11 protein-coding genes and 1 pseudogene are annotated in these 16,557 nt (G+C 67.9%); 3 read left to right on the top strand and 9 right to left on the bottom strand.

Translation table 11 applies throughout. From position 1 onward, the window contains the following. Positions 1 to 338: 338 nt before the first annotated feature. From cbiE to ABZ953_RS22300, 7 genes are all read right to left on the bottom strand, one after another. Entirely contained in the window at positions 339 to 1,553 is a 1,215-nt protein-coding gene (cbiE, locus tag ABZ953_RS22330; protein WP_361726588.1) for a precorrin-6y C5,15-methyltransferase (decarboxylating) subunit CbiE, read from the bottom strand. A 141-nt stretch (positions 1,554 to 1,694) separates the two neighbouring features. After that, positions 1,695 to 2,366, bottom strand: coding sequence for a GNAT family N-acetyltransferase (locus ABZ953_RS22325; RefSeq protein ID WP_361726586.1), 672 nt, complete (start codon positions 2,364 to 2,366; stop codon positions 1,695 to 1,697). A 192-nt stretch (positions 2,367 to 2,558) separates the two neighbouring features. Beyond that, entirely contained in the window at positions 2,559 to 3,377 is an 819-nt protein-coding gene (locus ABZ953_RS22320; protein ID WP_361726584.1) for a MetQ/NlpA family ABC transporter substrate-binding protein, read from the bottom strand. 2 nt (positions 3,378 to 3,379) lie between these two features. After that, the gene (locus ABZ953_RS22315; RefSeq protein WP_361726582.1) at positions 3,380 to 4,216 is read right to left on the bottom strand and encodes a MetQ/NlpA family ABC transporter substrate-binding protein; all 837 of its coding nucleotides are present in this window, start codon (positions 4,214 to 4,216) and stop codon (positions 3,380 to 3,382) included. Between the two features lie 153 nt (positions 4,217 to 4,369). Next, positions 4,370 to 5,116: a methionine ABC transporter permease gene (locus ABZ953_RS22310; RefSeq protein WP_361726580.1), complete on the bottom strand. Its 747-nt coding sequence runs from the start codon at positions 5,114 to 5,116 to the stop codon at positions 4,370 to 4,372. Further along, positions 5,113 to 6,198, bottom strand: a complete 1,086-nt coding sequence (locus ABZ953_RS22305) for an ATP-binding cassette domain-containing protein (protein ID WP_361726578.1) — start codon at positions 6,196 to 6,198, stop codon at positions 5,113 to 5,115. Before ABZ953_RS22305 ends, ABZ953_RS22310 begins: the two co-directional genes overlap by 4 nt. A gap of 410 nt (positions 6,199 to 6,608) precedes the next feature. Further along, positions 6,609 to 7,265: an HAD family hydrolase gene (locus ABZ953_RS22300; RefSeq protein WP_361726576.1), complete on the bottom strand. Its 657-nt coding sequence runs from the start codon at positions 7,263 to 7,265 to the stop codon at positions 6,609 to 6,611. A gap of 93 nt (positions 7,266 to 7,358) precedes the next feature. Here ABZ953_RS22300 and ABZ953_RS22295 point away from each other — a divergent pair, with 93 nt between their 5' ends. From ABZ953_RS22295 to ABZ953_RS22285, 3 genes and pseudogenes are all read left to right on the top strand, one after another. Further along, on the top strand, positions 7,359 to 7,718 hold the full coding sequence (locus ABZ953_RS22295; protein WP_361726574.1) for a hypothetical protein: 360 nt from the start codon (positions 7,359 to 7,361) through the stop codon (positions 7,716 to 7,718). A gap of 76 nt (positions 7,719 to 7,794) precedes the next feature. After that, positions 7,795 to 8,181 (top strand): hypothetical protein, encoded by a 387-nt coding sequence (locus ABZ953_RS22290; protein ID WP_361726903.1) that lies wholly within the window; start codon positions 7,795 to 7,797, stop codon positions 8,179 to 8,181. A gap of 805 nt (positions 8,182 to 8,986) precedes the next feature. Then, positions 8,987 to 9,802 (top strand): annotated as a pseudogene (locus tag ABZ953_RS22285) (site-specific integrase); the annotation flags it as partial. A gap of 14 nt (positions 9,803 to 9,816) precedes the next feature. Here the strand turns inward: ABZ953_RS22285 and ABZ953_RS22280 are convergent. Together ABZ953_RS22280 and ABZ953_RS22275 are read right to left on the bottom strand one after the other, a co-directional pair. Beyond that, complete coding sequence (locus ABZ953_RS22280) at positions 9,817 to 10,056, bottom strand: hypothetical protein (protein WP_361726572.1); 240 nt, start codon at positions 10,054 to 10,056, stop codon at positions 9,817 to 9,819. Positions 10,057 to 10,060: 4 nt separating this feature from the next. Beyond that, positions 10,061 to 16,537 (bottom strand): polymorphic toxin-type HINT domain-containing protein, encoded by a 6,477-nt coding sequence (locus tag ABZ953_RS22275; RefSeq protein ID WP_361726570.1) that lies wholly within the window; start codon positions 16,535 to 16,537, stop codon positions 10,061 to 10,063. Positions 16,538 to 16,557 lie beyond the last annotated feature (20 nt).

Here is a 16,557-nt window from a genome sequence, read left to right as displayed (position 1 = left end):
CGGTTAGTGCTTCTTCGACCGCCCCTCGGCCTTCGGCCGGGGAGGCCCCATCGCCCGGAGCGGCGCACCGACCGCCCGTCATCCTCAACGAGCGTGCGCGCCCCGCGGCACGAACCGCGCACCGGACCACAGGCATTCTCCCTGTCCGTCCGCCGCCGTGGCGGGTTGATCGGCCACGGCCCGCTGTGGACTGCGCCACGTTGCGCGTCCTCCGTTCATGCCGTACCACACAGCCCCCCGAAACGGGCGGGCTTTCCGGACATCGGCCAACGATTTCCTCGGCACCCGGGTGCAGTACAACGATCGGCCAGCCTACCCCGCGCTGTGTGCCCGAAGGGTCACGGGGAGCGGTCGGGGAGACGCCCGGAGAGCAGGAACACCACGGTCCGCTTCTCTTCGCGCCAGGCGCGTGTATCGAGCTCCACGGACTGCAGGAGGGCGCACTCGACGACGTACCCGTGCTCGCTCAGATCCCTGCCGATGAGTTCGGCCTCGTCGCGTGTCGCGGCGTGCGTCACGATGCGTTCCGGGCGCCGGTCGGCGACGGCGGAGACCACCGCGGCTCCCCCGCCCCCGACCCGTACGACATCGGGTTCGGGCAGGTCCTCGAGGACGTGCGGGGCGACGCCGTGCACGGTCTGCGCCTGCACCCCGAAGCGGCGGACGGCGGCCGTGGTGCGGCCGAGGGCGTCGGCGTCGCGGTCGACGGCGATCACGGCGGCGCCGAAGCGGGCCGCCTCCGCGGTGAAGGCGCCGCTGCCGCAGCCGATGTCCCAGACGAGGTCGCCCTGGCGCGGCCCCAGGCGCGCGAGCTGGGCGGAGCGGAGCCGGTCGGTCTCGCCCTCGCCGAGCCAGATGTCACCGCCGTACTCGGCGGCGGGCAGCGCCCAGCCGCGCGGGCCCCTGCCCGGATCGCGCCCCATGATCCAGCCGGTGTCGGCGGACGACGCGGTGCCGCCGATGACGATGACGACGTTCGGGTCGCGCCAGGCGTGGTCGGCGGCCTTGTCGGAGGTGACGACGGAGACCTGCTCGCGTTCGGTGCCGAGCTCCTCGCAGATCACGAAGGTGCGGTGGACGTCCTGGAGCAGCAGGCCGAGTTCGGCGGGGCCCGCGCCCGGCGAGGTGAGGACGGCGACCTTGGTGTGGGCGCGGCAGACGTTCACGGCGCGGCGCAGGGTGCGGCGGTGGGCGACCACGACCTCGGCGTCGTCCCAGGGCATGCCCGCGCGGGCGAAGGCCTGGGCGACGGAGGAGACGGCGGGCACCACTTCGACCTCGAGGCCGAACTCCGGGACGCGCAGGGTACGGACGACGCCGAAGAAGCCGGGGTCGCCGTCGGCGAGGACGACAGCGGTGCCGCGGTGGGCGGCGATGCGGCGGGCGGCGAGGCTCACGCTGCCGAGGCGGATCCGTTCGGCGCGGGCGGGTACCTCGTCGAGCGCCAGGTGGTGGGCGGCGCCCGCCACGAGCGTCGCCGCGCCGAGCGCGGAGCGTGCCGCGGCGGTCAGCGGCGTACCGTCCCAGCCGATCACCGTGACACGGTCCGCCATCGTCGTGTGTCTCCTGGGTTCTCGCGGGTCGTCAGTGCGGGGGCGGTGGCTGTGCGGGAGCAACCGTGCACGCGGCCAGGGGCGAGCGTACCTGCTGGGGGGCGGATCTGGCCGGGTACGGCCGACGGGACGGGGGCCGGGTCAGTTCCAGTCGGAGTAGGCAGAGAACCCGCTGTCGGCGAGGCTCTCCGAGACCCCTTCGAGGTCTTCGGGGAGCAGGCTCCACACGATGAGGTCGGTGCGCACGTCCAGCCAGCCGCCGAACGGGTCGCCGCCGTTTCTCGTGCGGGCTATCCAGGCGCCGCGCAGAACGCCCTCGCTGATGGAGCCGATCTTCTGCGCGACCTGCTGGGCGGCGGTGTTGTCGGCGGCGGTGCGCAGTTCGATGCGCTCGAACTGCTGGTCGTGGAAGAGCCATTGGGCGGTGGCGAGCGCCGCCTCCGAGGCATAGCCCTCGCCGCGGGCCCAGGGGGCGACGACGTAGTTGAGTTCGGTGGAGCGCACCCGCCAGTCGGTGTCCCGGAGTTGGATGATGCCGACAAGGCGCTGGGTGAGGAACTCGGTGACGGCGAGGACGATGCCCTGGCCCGCGGAGCGCTCGGCGGGGGCGAGGCGGGTGATCCAGTCGCGCGCGTCGGCCTCGGTGTAGGGCTGGGGCACGGAGGTCCAGGCCGTGACGCTCTCGTCGTTCATCATCTCCGCGTACGCGGGGACGTCCGCCTCTTCGAGGGGGCGCAGCACCAACCGCTCCGTGCTGATGGAGATGTCGGGGAACCCCGATGTGCCCGATGTGCCCGAGGAGGCTGTAGTCATGCGCCGCTCCATAACCTTCATAGACCTGAAACCTTCATAGACCTGAAGGACCTTCACCTTTCGGTCTTCTGAGGTGCCCAGCATGCAGCATGCACGGGCCCAGACGCACCACGGGGTCCTCTCCCGATGTGGAAGAGGACCCCGTGGGTGTCACGCGCACAAGAGGTTGTTCAGCCTGACTCGAGAGGTTGTTCAGCCCGACTCGACGGGCAGGACGGACCCCTCGTACTTCTCTGCGATGAACTTCTTCACCTCGGGCGAGGTGAGCAGCTCGGCGAGCTTCTTCACGCGCGGGTCGTCCTTGTCGCCCTTCTTGACGGCGAGGACGTTGTTGTAGGGATTGCCCTTCGGGGACTCCAGGAGGATGGCGTCCTTCTTGGGGCTGAGCCCGGCGTCGAGCGCGTAGTTGTTGTTGATGACCGCCGCGTCGAGGTCGTCGAGCGAGCGCGGCAGTTGCGCCGGGTCGAGCGGCTTGACGGTGAGCTTCTTCGGGTTGGACGTGATGTCCTCGGGGGTCGCGGTGGAGCCGACGCCCTTCTTGAGCCCGATGACGCCGCGGGAGGCGAGCAGTTGGAGCGCCCGGCCCTCGTTGGTCGTGTCGTTCGGAACGCCGACGGTCGCACCGGAGCGGAGCCGGGAGACGTCGTCGGTCTTCTTCGCGTACACGCCCATCGGGGGCAGGTACACCTCGGTGACCGGCACCAGGTCCGTGTCCTTGGCCTTGTTGAAGTTCTCGAGGTACGGGGTGTGCTGGTACAGGTTGGCGTCGAGCGAGCCTTCCTGGAGCGCGGTGTTCGGCGTGTTGTAGTCGGTGAACTCGGTGATCCGGAGGTCGAGTCCGGCCTTCTTCGCCAGGTGCTGCTGTATGTACGTGAGGACTTCGCCGGCCGGGGTCGGGGTGGCGCCGACGACGAGCTCGCCGTCGGCGCCCGCCGAGTCCGCGCCGCACGCGGTGAGGCCGGTGGCGAGGGCCAGGGCCCCCGCCACGGCGGTGATGACGCGCGTACGCATGATCAGAACGCGGCGACGACGGCGCCGTCGTACTTCTCGTCGATGAACTTCTTGACCTCGGGCGAGGTGAGCAGCTTGGCGAGCTTCTTCACGCGCGGGTCGTTCTCGTCGCCCTTCTGCACGGCGAGGAAGTTGCCGTAGGGGTTGCCCTTGGCGGGCTCGGCGACGATGGCGTCCTTGGCGGGGCTGAGCGCGGGCTTGGCCTCGAGGGCGTAGTTGCCGTTGATCACCGCGGCGTCGACGTCGTCCAGGGTGCGGGGCACCGTGGGGGCCTCCAGCTCCTTGAACTTGATGTTCTTCGGGTTCTTCGCGATGTCCTTGGGGGTGGCCTCGTAGCCCACGCCCTTCTTGAGCTCGATGATGTCGTTGTCCGCGAGGAGCTTGAGCGCGCGGGCCTCGTTCGTGGTGTCGTTCGGGATGGCGACGGTGGCGCCGTCCTTCAGGTCACCGAGCTTCTTGACGCTCTTGGAGTACACGCCGAGCGGCTCCAGGTGCACCGTGGCCCCGGGGACGGGCACGATGTCGGTGCCGCGCTTCTTGTTGAAGTCGTCCAGGTACGGCTTGTGCTGGAAGTAGTTCGCGAAAACCTCGCCCTGCTGGACGGCGGTGTTCGGCGTGATGTAGTCGGTGAATTCCTTCACCTGGAGGTCGAGACCGGCCTTCTTGGCCAGGTGCTTCTGGACGTAGTCCAGGATCTCGGCCTGCGGCGTGGGCGTCGCGGCGACGATGAGCGGGCCGTCCTTGTCGCCTGCGCCCTTGTCGGAGCCGCAGCCGGAGAGCCCGAGGGTGAGGGCTCCGGCGGCCAGGACAGCGGTGGTGATCTTGGTGGTGTTACGCACGAAAAGTGCCTTTCTCCATGAGTGGTGCAGCCCCGCGGGGTGGTGCGCGGGGAAGCGTGCGGGCGGAACGCTGCGGTCCCGCCGTTGACCGGCCGGTACCGGTCAGCCGGTCTTGCTGACCTTCCGGTACGGCCGGTCTTGCTGACCTTCCGGTCAGCCGGTCTTGCTGACCGACTCGGCGGCGGCGGTGCCGGGCAGCACGCCGCGCAGCGGCCGGAAGCGCAGCAGCGGCGCCGAGCCGCCGCCGCGCTTGTGCAGTCGGCGGGCCGCGTAGTCGCCCGCGAACTGGATGACCGAGATGACCACGGCGAGGATCGCCACCGTGATCCACATCAGTTCGGTCTCGAAGCGCTGGTAGCCGTAGCGCAGGGCGAGGTCGCCCAGGCCGCCGCCGCCGACCGTGCCCGCCATCGCGGAGTAGCCGATGAGCGCGACGATGGTGGTGGTGGCGCCCGAGATCAGGGAGGGCAGCGACTCCGGGACGAGGACCTTGCGTACGACGGTCCAGGTGGACCCGCCCATCGACTGCACGGCCTCGACGAGTCCGCCGTCGACCTCCCGGATCGAGGTCTCCACCAGGCGCGCGAAGAACGGGATGGCGCCGACGGCCAGCGGCACGAGGGCGGCCTCACGGCCGATCGTGGTGCCGGTGATCCAGCGCGTGAAGCCCATCAGGGCGACCATGAGGATGATGAAGGGCATCGACCGCGCGATGTTCACGATCTGCCCGATCACCTTGTTGAGGAAGGCGTTCTGCAGCAGCCCGCCGCGCTCGGTGAGGACGAGCAGGACGCCGAGCGGCAGTCCGGCGACGACGGCTATCAGCGTCGACCAGCCCACCATGTAGAGGGTGTCCCAACAGGCCTGCTCCAGCAGGGGCTGCATCTCCGACCAGGTCACTTGGCACCTTCCTTGACCAGCAGCGTCTCGTTACCGGAGTTGCCGGAGTCACCGGAGTTTCCGGGGGCGGCCGCGGGATCGTCGCCCGCGATGTCCACCTGCAGGCCCTGCTCGCGCAGGAAGCCGATCGGGACGACGTTCTCCTCGAAGCGGCCGGGCAGTTCGATGCGCATGCGGCCGACCTGGCGGCCCGCGACGGTGTCCATCGCGGCGCCGAGGATCGAGATGTCGATGTTGTACGTGCGCGACAGCTGGGAGATGACCGGCCGGGTCGCGGCGTCGCCGTGGAAGGTCACGTCGACGACGGTGCGGTCGTCGCCGGTGGCCTCGCCGCTGACCGGGAAGAGCGCGGCGGCGAGCTCGGAGCCGGGCGTCGCGAGCAGCTCGGTGACGGTGCCGGACTCGATGATCTGCCCGCGCTCCATGAGGGCCGCGGAGTCGCAGACGCTCTTGACGACGTCCATCTCGTGCGTGATGAGCAGGACGGTGAGGCCGAGCTGCCGGTTGAGGTCGCGCAGGAGCTGCAGGATGGAGCGGGTGGTCTCGGGGTCGAGGGCGCTGGTGGCCTCGTCGGAGAGCAGCACCTTCGGGTCGCCGGCCAGCGCGCGGGCGATGCCGACGCGCTGCTTCTGACCGCCGGAGAGCTGGGCCGGGTAGGACCTGGCCTTGTCGGCGAGGCCGACGAGGTCGAGGAGTTCGAGGGCCTTGCGGGAGCGCTCCTGGCCGCTCAGGCCGAGGATCTCCAGGGGCAGCTCGACGTTGTCCTGCACGGTGCGCGAGGACAGCAGGTTGAAGTGCTGGAAGACCATGCCGATGCGGTTGCGGGCCTGGCGCAGTTCCCTGCTCGCGCGCGAGCCGCGTCCCGCGAGGGCGGTGAGGTCCTGGCCCGCCACGGTCACGGTGCCAGAGGTGGGGCGCTCCAGGAGGTTGACGCAGCGGATCAGGGAGGACTTGCCGGCGCCGGACTGGCCGATGACGCCGTACACCTCGCCCTCGCGGACGTGCAGGTCGACTCCGTCGAGAGCGGTTACTTCACGACCGCGTGAGCGGTAGACCTTGGTGAGGCCGGAAGTGGTGATCACAGGGGTTTCCGTCACTGTCGAGTGCGCGGCGCGGGTGTGGCCGGGCACGGGGCATTCGTTCGGAACGCGGCACGGTTCTCGCGGTGGTGTGGCGGTGGAACCGGAGGACGTGTGCGCGGGGCGGGCTCGCTTCCCGCGTCCGTACGGATCTCGTCGCGTACGTCGTGCAGGGGCGTGGCACAGCGGCTTCGCTTCGGGGCGCGAGGCTCTCGGGTGGTGCGGGGGCCCTCAGAAGGCGCACATTCGACACATACAACGAGCACCGGGCGTCGTGATCGCCTCGGTCGCAAGGGTGCGGCTGCTCGTCGTGGTCATGGGCCCAAGTAAAACATGCGTAGGGGCGCCGTCCACCATCCCTGTCCGTATAGCGGACAGCGATGGGACGGCGCCGGACGTTCGGATTCTGCGCGTCAGTCGGCGAGCAGAATCTCCACGCCACCGGCCGTGACCTGCGCGGACACGGCGGAGAGGTCCTTGACGACGACGTCGGCGGAGAGTGCGGAGAGTTCGGACGCCTGGTGGGTTGTGGTCAACGCCACGGTGGTCATGCCCGCGGCCCGGCCCGACTGGAGCCCCGCGGGCGCGTCCTCGAAGACCACGCAGCGCGCCGGGTCGACGCCGAGCTTGGCGGCCGCGAGCAGGAAGGGCTCGGGGTCGGGCTTGCCGCGCGTGATGTCGTCGGCGGCGATGACGAGACCGGGGTTGATCCCGACCTCGGCGAGGCGGGCCTCGCCCAGGGCGCGCGTCGCGGAGGTCACCACGGCCCAGCGGTCGACGGGCAGGGACTCCAGGAGGTCACGGGTGCCGGGCAGCAGTACGACACCGCCCGCCACGTCGGAGACCTCCAGCTCCTCGATGCGGGCGACGGCCTCGACGATCTTCTCCGGCGGCAGCAGGTCGGCGACGATCTCGACGGCGGGCCGCCCGTGCAGCTCGACCTCGCCGAATTCCTCGGCGGTGATCCCGTACTCCCGAGCCCACCGCGACCAGCAGCGGTACACCGACTCCATGGAGGAGATGAGGGTGCCGTCGTTGTCGAACAGGAGCGCGTCAGCATGGATCTTCATGGTGACCGAGGGTACGGGTCCCGCCCCGGGGACGCGCATCGGGTCGAGGGGCGGTGGACCGGGGGCCGAAGGGCCCGTAATAAAGTCACGGGCATGGTTGATGCCCTGACGATCGCGGTCTCCGTGGCCGCGCTCGCCCTCGCCGCCTGGTGCGGTTTCGCCGCGTACCGCGACCAGCCGACCAAGGACTGGCACTTCATCGGAATGGCCGTGGTGACCCTCCTGGCCACGGTGCAGCTGATCGTCGGCATCGTCCAGCTCGCGCGCGGCGAGGAGGCGGACCAGGGCACGACGATCTTCGTGTCCTATCTGATCGGCGCGTTCGCGTGCGTTCCCGCGGCGGGCTTCATGTCCCTCGCCGAACGCAGCCGTTGGGGTTCCCTGACGGTCGCCGCGGGCGGCGTGGTCCTCGCCGTGCTCGAAGTGCGGCTCTACGACATCTGGGGAGGCTGAGGTGACGGTGACCGAACCCGGCAAGAACGAAGAGGCCGCCCGGAACGCCGGGGGCGACTCCCCCGCGCGCCAGAAGCTGATCTCCGGCCCCGGCATCCTGCTGGTGTGGCTGTACGGCGTGATGGTCGTCGCCGCCGTGTCCCGCTCGGCCGTGCAGATCTCCACGGACTTCGACAGGGCCCCGCTCGCGTACACGCTGTCCGCGCTGGCGGGCGTCGTCTACGGCTTCATCACGTACTCCCTGGTACGCGGCGGCGCCGCGGCCCGCTCAGCGGCACTGGTCTGCTGCGCCGCCGAGCTGGTGGGCGTACTGGTGGTGGGCACCTGGACCCTGACGGACCCGTCCGCCTTCCCCGACGCCACGGTGTGGTCGGACTTCGGGATGGGCTACCTCTTCATCCCGGTGATCCTGCCGGTGACGGCAATCTTCTGGCTGCGGCGGGCGCGGCGGGGCACGCGGTAGCGGGAATGCTCCGCAGGGCCTGGTCCTCTTCCCCGAACCAAGAGGGAGTCTGTCTCTCAGGGCACGGTGACCGCGGCCTCGATCCGGCTGTGGCTCCACCCGGGGAGAACAACCAGCTTAAACATCTGTCGTTTCCGGATGCGGGCGACGAAGTTCGCTGAGGACGTGCTGGTCGACAAGCCTGCTGTCCCCCAACGCACTGTCCGCTGGAGGAACGGGGTCCAGCCACAGCGGCGTCAATGTCTTCTGACCGCCAACGGAGGGCCGCCCCCCCCCATCCCGACACAGCGGGGACCACGCTCTCGTCTGGCTCGACACGCCACGTGGGGGCCAGGCCGAAGCCGCCGAACGCTTCCGAGCACACCGACCCGTCGACGCAGCCGCGGAGCGCAGGCCCGTTCCTTAGGCAGGAACAAATCCACTCCAGCAGGTGGAATCTGTTGAGGTGACCGCGTCCACGCTGACCACGTCACTTCTCATAGCCATCGAGCGATCCGCCAACCTCACACTGACGTCCTACCGCCCTGGAACTTGGCATATGCGCCGCCGTCAATTCATGACACCGTTTGGCAGGCAGGCGCCCATCGGCTGGACCACCGTCGAACCATGACTGGCCAGGTCCTGCGCTCCTACACCGCTTCCGCCGTACCCCTGGGCAGCCTGCCTCACCCGGTGCGGCAACCGCAGTGCCTGCCCGGGCTGCTTCCGCACCTTCGCCGTCGTCGCATCCCAAGAGATCGCCGTTCCAGCGCAGCCTTAACCAGAGGGCCGTCTACGCCATGCTGCCGATGGCCTTCGCCAAGGAACGCCGCGCACCAGAAGCGCGGCCTATTCCGCACTCAAGTCCGCCTTGGAGCAGGCTGTCCGGGGAGAGGAGATCCTGCGCAGCGTCGCCCGCAACGTCCGCACCGGCGCCCCACGGCCCCGACGCTTCGAACCTCTCACCGCCGACGAAGCCCGCCAGGTCCTCACCGCCGCGCGCGGACACCGGTTGCACGCCCTGTTCGAATTCGCCCTGCGCACTGGACTCCGCAAGGGCGAACTCCTCGGCCTCACTGCAAAGACATCGATCTCGACCGGGGGCACCGCAGTTATCCCGCCGCACATTGCAGCGCACGAGCACGGGCGGACTCACCACGTTACCCACCAAGACCCGGGCCTCCGAGCGCCGCATCGCCCTCCCCGCCCGCTGCCATCAGTCGCTGAAGCACCACCACGAACAGCAGCAGCCCGAGCGTGAAGCCACAGTCGCCACGTGGCAGCACAACGGGCACGTGTTCACGACGCCGCAGGGCAGGCCGATCGACCCGACCAACCTCACCCGTGCCTTCACCGCACTCCTGCGCAAGGCCGGCTTTCGCCGCACCGCTTCCACGACCTCCGCCACTCGGCCGTCGCCCTGCTCCTTGAGCAAGGAGTCGAACTCGCCGTCATCAAGGAACTCCTCGGCCACGCCCTCCGTCACTCCGCAGGGACCACCAGCCAGCCCGACGACGGCGACGACCCGCCATTGTGTGCGGCCCCGTCCGTTGATGTTGCCGTCAACTACTGCCGTCAGAGCGCGCTGAAGCCCCGCCAGGGTACACCTGACGGGGCTTCGAATTTGCTACTGCGACTATAGATTGGCGAGCGTCTTCACTCCTCAAGGCCAGACTGAAGCCGCTGCCAATCCTCCTGCTGATCACGCCAGGCGGCGCTCACATAGATCGCGGTCTTCGCCTCGGGCAAAGGCAGGTCAAGTACACGAGAAGCTACGTAGATCGCTTCGATCGGCGACAGGCCCAGTTCTCGCAGTTCCCGGAATACCGGTTCTCGCTCCACTTGCCCTCGACCCGCGATGCTCGATACCAACCCATCCAGTCGAGATCGATCCATTACTCTAATCTCCTAGGATCTTCGCAACGTCCAAGCTCATCGACCCTGGGCGCTTGAAGATACTTCCGTCAGATTTCGGGATATGCCGCTCATAGTTCAGCACGACGGTGCTATACCCCTGAGATCTCGCCTGCCCGGCGATGGAGCGCTTCATCTGCCGGATTGCGTCGGGCCCAATCGGGGCGCGACTAAGCCCCTGAGTCCCCTTCGGGAAAACCATCAATCCGTCCAGATGCACGGTGTCTCCGGCCGCTCTGACGGTCGCCATCGTCTCAACCGTCTGCCCTCCAACATCGAATGAACCGTCCCAGATATCTCCGTCGGCGAATGGAGAGCAGTTGCTGTTGTGCACGAGTACCGGAGTCTGCCCCGCCACCACATAGTACGTATGCAGATCCGCAACCGTCAGGTTGTACACAGCCGCCGCCTGCGTCCAGCGCTCTACCGACGTGATCTGAACATACGTGCCGGCACTCGTTCGCAGCTTCTGGCCCGATCGCAGATCCGTCGCGTCGATCCACTCGCCCAGCTCCGGCACCCAGAACGGGTGTCCGTCCGTCGCCGTGACGGACGCCTTCCCTCCACCCCGCTTACCATCCGCGTCGATGGTGACCTTGACCAGGTTTTTGGCGCCCTTGCCCTTGATCTCCGCCGTGACCGTGCGAACCTTCGTTTTTCCGGTCTTCGGGTCGGTGGCTAGGACCTTGTCACCTATGTCGACATCTCTGATGGACTTCGTACTGCCGTCCGCCATCAGGACTCTGGTGCCTGGTGTGAAGCTGTTCGACGTTTCGCACTTTGCGGCGATGTCCTCCAGCTTGCCGGCCTTCTTGTCCAGGGTGCGCCACTTGCTGTAGCTGCCCTTGAGTTTGTCGAGCAGCCCCCACACTCGTTTGGCGAGTGCGGCGCCCTTCTTCCAGTTCCACAAGTATTTCTTGGCCAGCTGGCCGATCTTCGCGCCGATCGCGCTCACGACGACGTTCAGGATCGTTGCGCCGCAAGAACCGAGGCTGCCCGTACTGAAACAGTCCAAGGCGTCCGTGATGCCAAGCTCATCCGAGATGATCTTGCCGAGTTCCTTGGCGGCGGCGACCGCGAAACTCTGCTCGACGTTGGCTCTGGACCGTGCGGCCACGGCCTTCCGCTGGGCTGGAGTCTTGTCCAACTGGTAGTACGTGTAATAGGTCTTGGAGGTCTTGGTCTCCCAGCCTCCATTACTCTTCATCCAGCACTGCATGCCCATGAGCTTGCAGTCGTCCGGCATCCGTCCCGTCGGGTCGGCCAACGTCACCGGACTGTTGTTGGCGTACGCGTACCCGTTGATCTGCTGGGGATCAGTGAAGTCGATCAGCGGGTCGGCGGAAATGAAGCGGCCATTCGCCGGGTCGTACTCCCTGGCCCCCATATGCGTCAGGCCGGTCGACGCGTCCACCGGCTTGCCGAGGAAGCCCTTGTCGTCGACCCAGGGGTCGGTCACAGCGGTGCCGCGTTCGTTGCCGAACGGGTCCATGCGGCGCCGAGTGACCGCGCCCGACTTCGCGTCCACCGCCGCCAGCGACGTCCCGTGGTGGTCGCCCGCCAGGAACTGCACGCCCTTAGGCGTACGCATCGCCACCGTCTGGCCGGCGAAGCTGTAGTAACGGGTCGCCTCCACCGCGCGCGTCTCGGTGTTCAGGGTGAGTTCCATGCCCGGCAGATACAGCGTCTGCTTCCCGGGCTCCTTGCGCAGCAGACGCTCGCCGGCTGTGTCGTACAGGAAGGACGTGGCCTCAGTGTCCGGCTTGGAGGAACTCGTCAGCCTGCCTTCGGCGTTCCAGGCCAGGTCTTGTGTGGTCCCGTTCAGCACCCGCTGCTTCGTGTTGCCCGCGGCGTCGTAGGCGAAGGTGTCCTGGGACTTGACGGCCGGGCCGCTGCCGCTGGCCGGGGTGTCCGTCACGACCTGGTTGAGGGTGTGCGGGCCTCCGTTACCCTCGGCGTCCTTGCCGTACGTGTACGTCCGCGTCACATCGGGCTTGCCGCCCACCCCGTGCAGGACCTGCTTGCTCCGGTTGCCTGACGCATCGAAGTCGAAGTCCTGCCAGTAGGCACCCGGGCCACCGAGAGTCGAGGGGCTCGGGTCGTTCGCGCACGCCTTGTTCTGCTTGCCGGTGCCCCTGGCCTCGTCAGAGGCATTGGCCGTGGCCCAGGCCGACTTCAGGCGCCGCTGCCAGTCGTAGCGGAAGCACTGGACATCCGCCTGGCCGCCTGCCGGGGTGTCGGCGACGGAGGTGACGTTTCCGGACGCGTCGTAGGTGTAGTCGGCGTCGTATGTCACCGGGTCCACGCCCGAGACATCCACCGTGGAGTTCGTCAGACGGTCGGTGCCACGCTCGTGCTCATAGGTGAGCCACGTCTTCTTACCGTCCGAGCCGCCTACCGTGCCCAGTTCCAACTGCTGGAGCTGGGACGTCGGGGCGTAGGACGCCAGCCCGACGTAAGCTCCTTGCTGCTTTCCGTCCAGGTTCGAAAAGAGCTGGGTGGGACGCTGCAGGTCGTCGTAGGTGTAGGTGAGGGTCTCCGGGCCGAGGCCGCCCCCCGACGGGAGTTGTTGCGACTGCACGGTGCCGTCCGAGTTGTACTCGGTGCTGTACTCGTAGGTGCCCTGGAGCTCTTCGGCCACGTCGCCGCCCAACGCGACCTTGGTGAGTTCCGGTTGGTAGAACTCGTCCAAGTGGACGTTGACTGTCGCCGCCTGCACCTTCCCACCGGCGTACCGATACGTTCCGTACAACTGCCCCTTGGCCACCTGGTCGTAGGTCGTCGCAGTCAGCTGCGTGCCCGTATCCGGCTCGCCCTCCCAGGTGGAGGCCGGCCGTCCGAGTACGTCGTACTTCGTGGCCACCGTCTTGCCCCGCGAGTCCGTCGTGGAGAGGAGGCGGTCCAAGGTGTCGTACGTATATGTCGACTTGCCCGTGTCGGGGTCGTTGGACGAGGTCTTGCGGCCCCGCTGGTCGTAGCCGTACGACCAGGAGTTGCCGGCCGTGTCCTCGACCGACTTGAGCTGCCCCGCCGGTGTGTAGCCGTACGACGTGCTCTCGTACTCCGCCGACGGGCCGTTGGGCAGAGGCTTGTCGCCCTTGTAACGGCGGATCTCCGTCGTCCTGTCACGTCCGTCGGTGATCGTCGTGGTGGGCGGCGTTCCGGCCGGCGGATCGACGTGGACGCGATCGCCACCGTAGGAGTAGGTCGTGCGCCACTTCTCCTCGTCGGCAACCTGAACGATCTCGGCTGTCTTGCGCCCGGCGCCGTCGTACCGCGTGACGGTCTGGCCGTCCACCTCGCCCGTCGGCTTGAAAACGGCGTCGGTGGGAGGCTTGGTGGCGTAGTAGTCCGAAGCTGTTTCCACTACATTGCCGAGGCCGTCGTAGTGCGTGTCAGCGACGATACGACCGCCGTTCGGGCCTTCGGACTGCTGCTGACGTGGCCGCAGCAAGCCGTCGTAGAGCGTGTATTCGACTCCGTAGGTGCCGTGCCTCTCGCTCTTCTCCGTCTTGACCACGGTCGGCGCGCTCTTACGGACCAGGTAGGTGTACCTGATCGATGCGGGCGCGGTCCGCGACCGGTCGGGCAGCCAGACGTCAGTGACACGGCCGAGCGCGTCGTGAGCGGTCTCGCTGCGCTTGCCGTTCATGTCGACCTGCGCGACCGGGCTGCCCCAGGATCGGACGTACTCGGTGGAGACCTGCCAGCCGAGCGGGTTGGTCTCTGTCTGCTTGGTGGTCAGCCCGTCCGTCTCGGTGTACGCGAACTTCGTCTCGGTGCCCTTGGCGTCCTTCACCTTCAGCGGGCGCCCGAACCGGTCGAAGTCTGTCGTCGCGGACTCCGTGACCGTCTGGTATGTGGCCTTGGTCCCGTCGTGCTTCGAGAGCCTCTGCGCCTTGGTCACATCACCCTTGACCGGTGCTTCGCCCAGGCCCTTGCCGTCGTAGAACGTCAGGTCGTCGGAGATGACCTGGGTCTTGCGGTCCGGCTTGGTCTCGCAGGTGACGGCGACCTTCTCTACCCGGGAGACCAGCTCATAGAAGTGCTTGGCCTTGCTGTCCGCGAACTCGGTGCGGATGCACTGGTTGTCGGAGGCGTCCCCGATCTTGCCGTAGTCGTCGGTCTCCACCGCGCGGCCGGTCGTGGAGTCGTAGCGAGTGGTCGCGGCGACCTCCTGCCACTTGCCGCCCTCCAGGGCCGTGTACGTCCTCGTGGTCTGGGGTCGCACGTAGTACGCCTTGCGCGTGCCCCAGTCCTTGGTGCGGGTCGCCGTGGCTCGCGACCAGCTCGTGCTGACGTTCTTCGACACGATCTTGTCGGCTGAGTAGCCGCCGTCGTAAGTGATCGTCTCCAGCTCCTGGCCGGAGAGCTCCTCGTCATCGGCGTGCTTGGCGCCGGTCGAGTCCTCGACCTCACCGCCGAGGCCACGCAGGAAGACGTGCTCCGTGCGCTGGTCGGCTGCACTGACGGTGCCGCCTGACTTGGTGACGCGGACCTTTCCGTAACCCCGCCAGTCGCTGTACGTGCGGTACTCGTCCTTCGTAATGCCGTCGGACTTGGCCTTCTTCCAGCCTGCGCTGCCCATGTAGTCGTAGTCGCTGACGCTGTTGGGCGCGTCCGTGGTCACATCGTCCTCGACCACACGGGCGACAAGGTACTTGTGGAACCAGTCAGTGATCGGCTCCTCGGCCCCCGGTGGGTTCCACTTGACCGGATAACAAGCCGTCTTCGGTGAGTCGGCCGGAGGTAGATCGCTTGCCTTGCATTCGGCGTCGCGGTACAGGACGTCAAGCCTGCCGCCGCTACCGTTGTCGACGCCGGCGAGACGAAAGCGATTCATCGCCTGGATCTGGTCGCCGGGCTTGTCGACCCGGTTGGGCAGCTGCTGGCCCAGGAGTTCCACGGCCGGCGTGCTCACCGTGCCGGACCCTGCATGCCCTGTCTGCTTGATGGTGTTGAGCCAGAGCGACTTGGAGCTGTCGCCGTTGTCCGTGAAGACGTGCCCCAGGGACCATGAGTCGACATCCGCGTAGCCGTCGCCGTAACGGATCTGTGTCGTGATCTTGCTCAGCTTCTTGCGGGTCCAGAACGTGGGGCTGTTCTGCCCCTTGCACTTGGTGCCGGACTTGCAGTTGAGGTCCCAGGGGACGTCGGGCCAGCGTCCCGCGGTCGAGTCCGTGAGGTCGCCGGGCTCGCAGTCCGCCGCCGTGGCCAGGCACCGCTCGTCGGTGTCGAACAGCATGCGGCCCGCGGCGGGTGTGCTGTACACCTTGCCGTCCTGCTGGCCGTAGTCGATCCGCTGGAGGTAACCGCCGCGCGTGTACGACTTGCCGTTCTCGTCGGTCTTGAGGCCCTGGGTGTAGTAGTTGGTCTCCTTGCCGTAGTAGTACGCCATGGCGTTGTCGTGCGGGTCCACGACGTAGTCGAGGTTCCAGCGCCAGGCCTGCTTGCAGTGGGCATCGGCCAACGTGGCGTCGTAGCAGGGCTCGCCCGCGTCGTCGCCGTAGACGGGAACCGTCCAGGTGGAGCCGGTCTGCTCCTTGCCCGCGGTGTAGCCGGGGAGGTTGTCCAGGCCGAAGTAATACTGGGTACCGTCGGTCGTGGTGACGCGCCAGTGCTCTCCGTTGTCGTCACCGTTGCTCGCACCGGTCAGCTTCTCGACTTTGCTGTTGTCGTCGCCGCTGATCCGCCACTCGCCGCTGTCGTCATCCTTGATCAGCTCACCGGAGCTGCCGCCGCCCAGCTGGATCGTGGCGTTGTCGTATGCCCAGCACTGATCACCGTTGGTCTTGGCATGACCGTCGTCAGCGCACGGCTTGTACCGCCGCTCGATGAAGCCGGGCTCATAGCCGAAGCCCTGGCCGACCCAGGAGCCCTGGTTGTTGGTGGCGGCGGTCTGGCCGTCCACGGACTGGGAGTTGTAGGAGAGCGCGACCGACGGCGCGAGTCCGCCTGGGGCGGGTGGCGTGCGCAGCGGATACGACCAGTTGAACGCACCGGAGGAGTTGGAGACGCTCCACTCGGCGGAGGGTGCGAGCGGGGTCGAGCCGAAGCTGCCCTGATCACCGGAGGCGGCGGCGGTCGCGGCGAGGACGGTGGCAGGGCCCGAGGACCGATCGCCACGGGCCCTTACCGGGACATCAGCGCTCAGCGTGGAGGCGTCAGTGTCGTTGGTGGCAGGCAGCTCCCGCGAGGTGGTGCAGCTCTTCTTGTCCGGAGTGCTCAGAGCACACCGCGGGAGCTCCACAAGACGGAGACGTGAGCCGTAACCCGCTCCGTACGCATCGGCGAACTTCGAGTAGTCGAGGGTGAGACGCGTCGTGCTGGGCTTGGTTGGCTCCCCCGTCCGCTGCGTGGTGCCGCCCGCCCGTACGTCCTTCCCCACGTCAGCGAGCGTGAGGAGCACTCCGTCGACTCCAGCCGCCTCCGTCTGGGTCCGGCCGGCGACTACGACCTTCACGGATTCGGGAGTCGCCGGTC

Source organism: Streptomyces sp. NPDC046465, assembly GCF_040646035.1.
Lineage (GTDB): Bacteria > Actinomycetota > Actinomycetes > Streptomycetales > Streptomycetaceae > Streptomyces.
The sequence above is the reverse complement of the archived record's forward strand: the minus strand, read 5'-3'. Positions and strand labels throughout refer to the sequence as shown.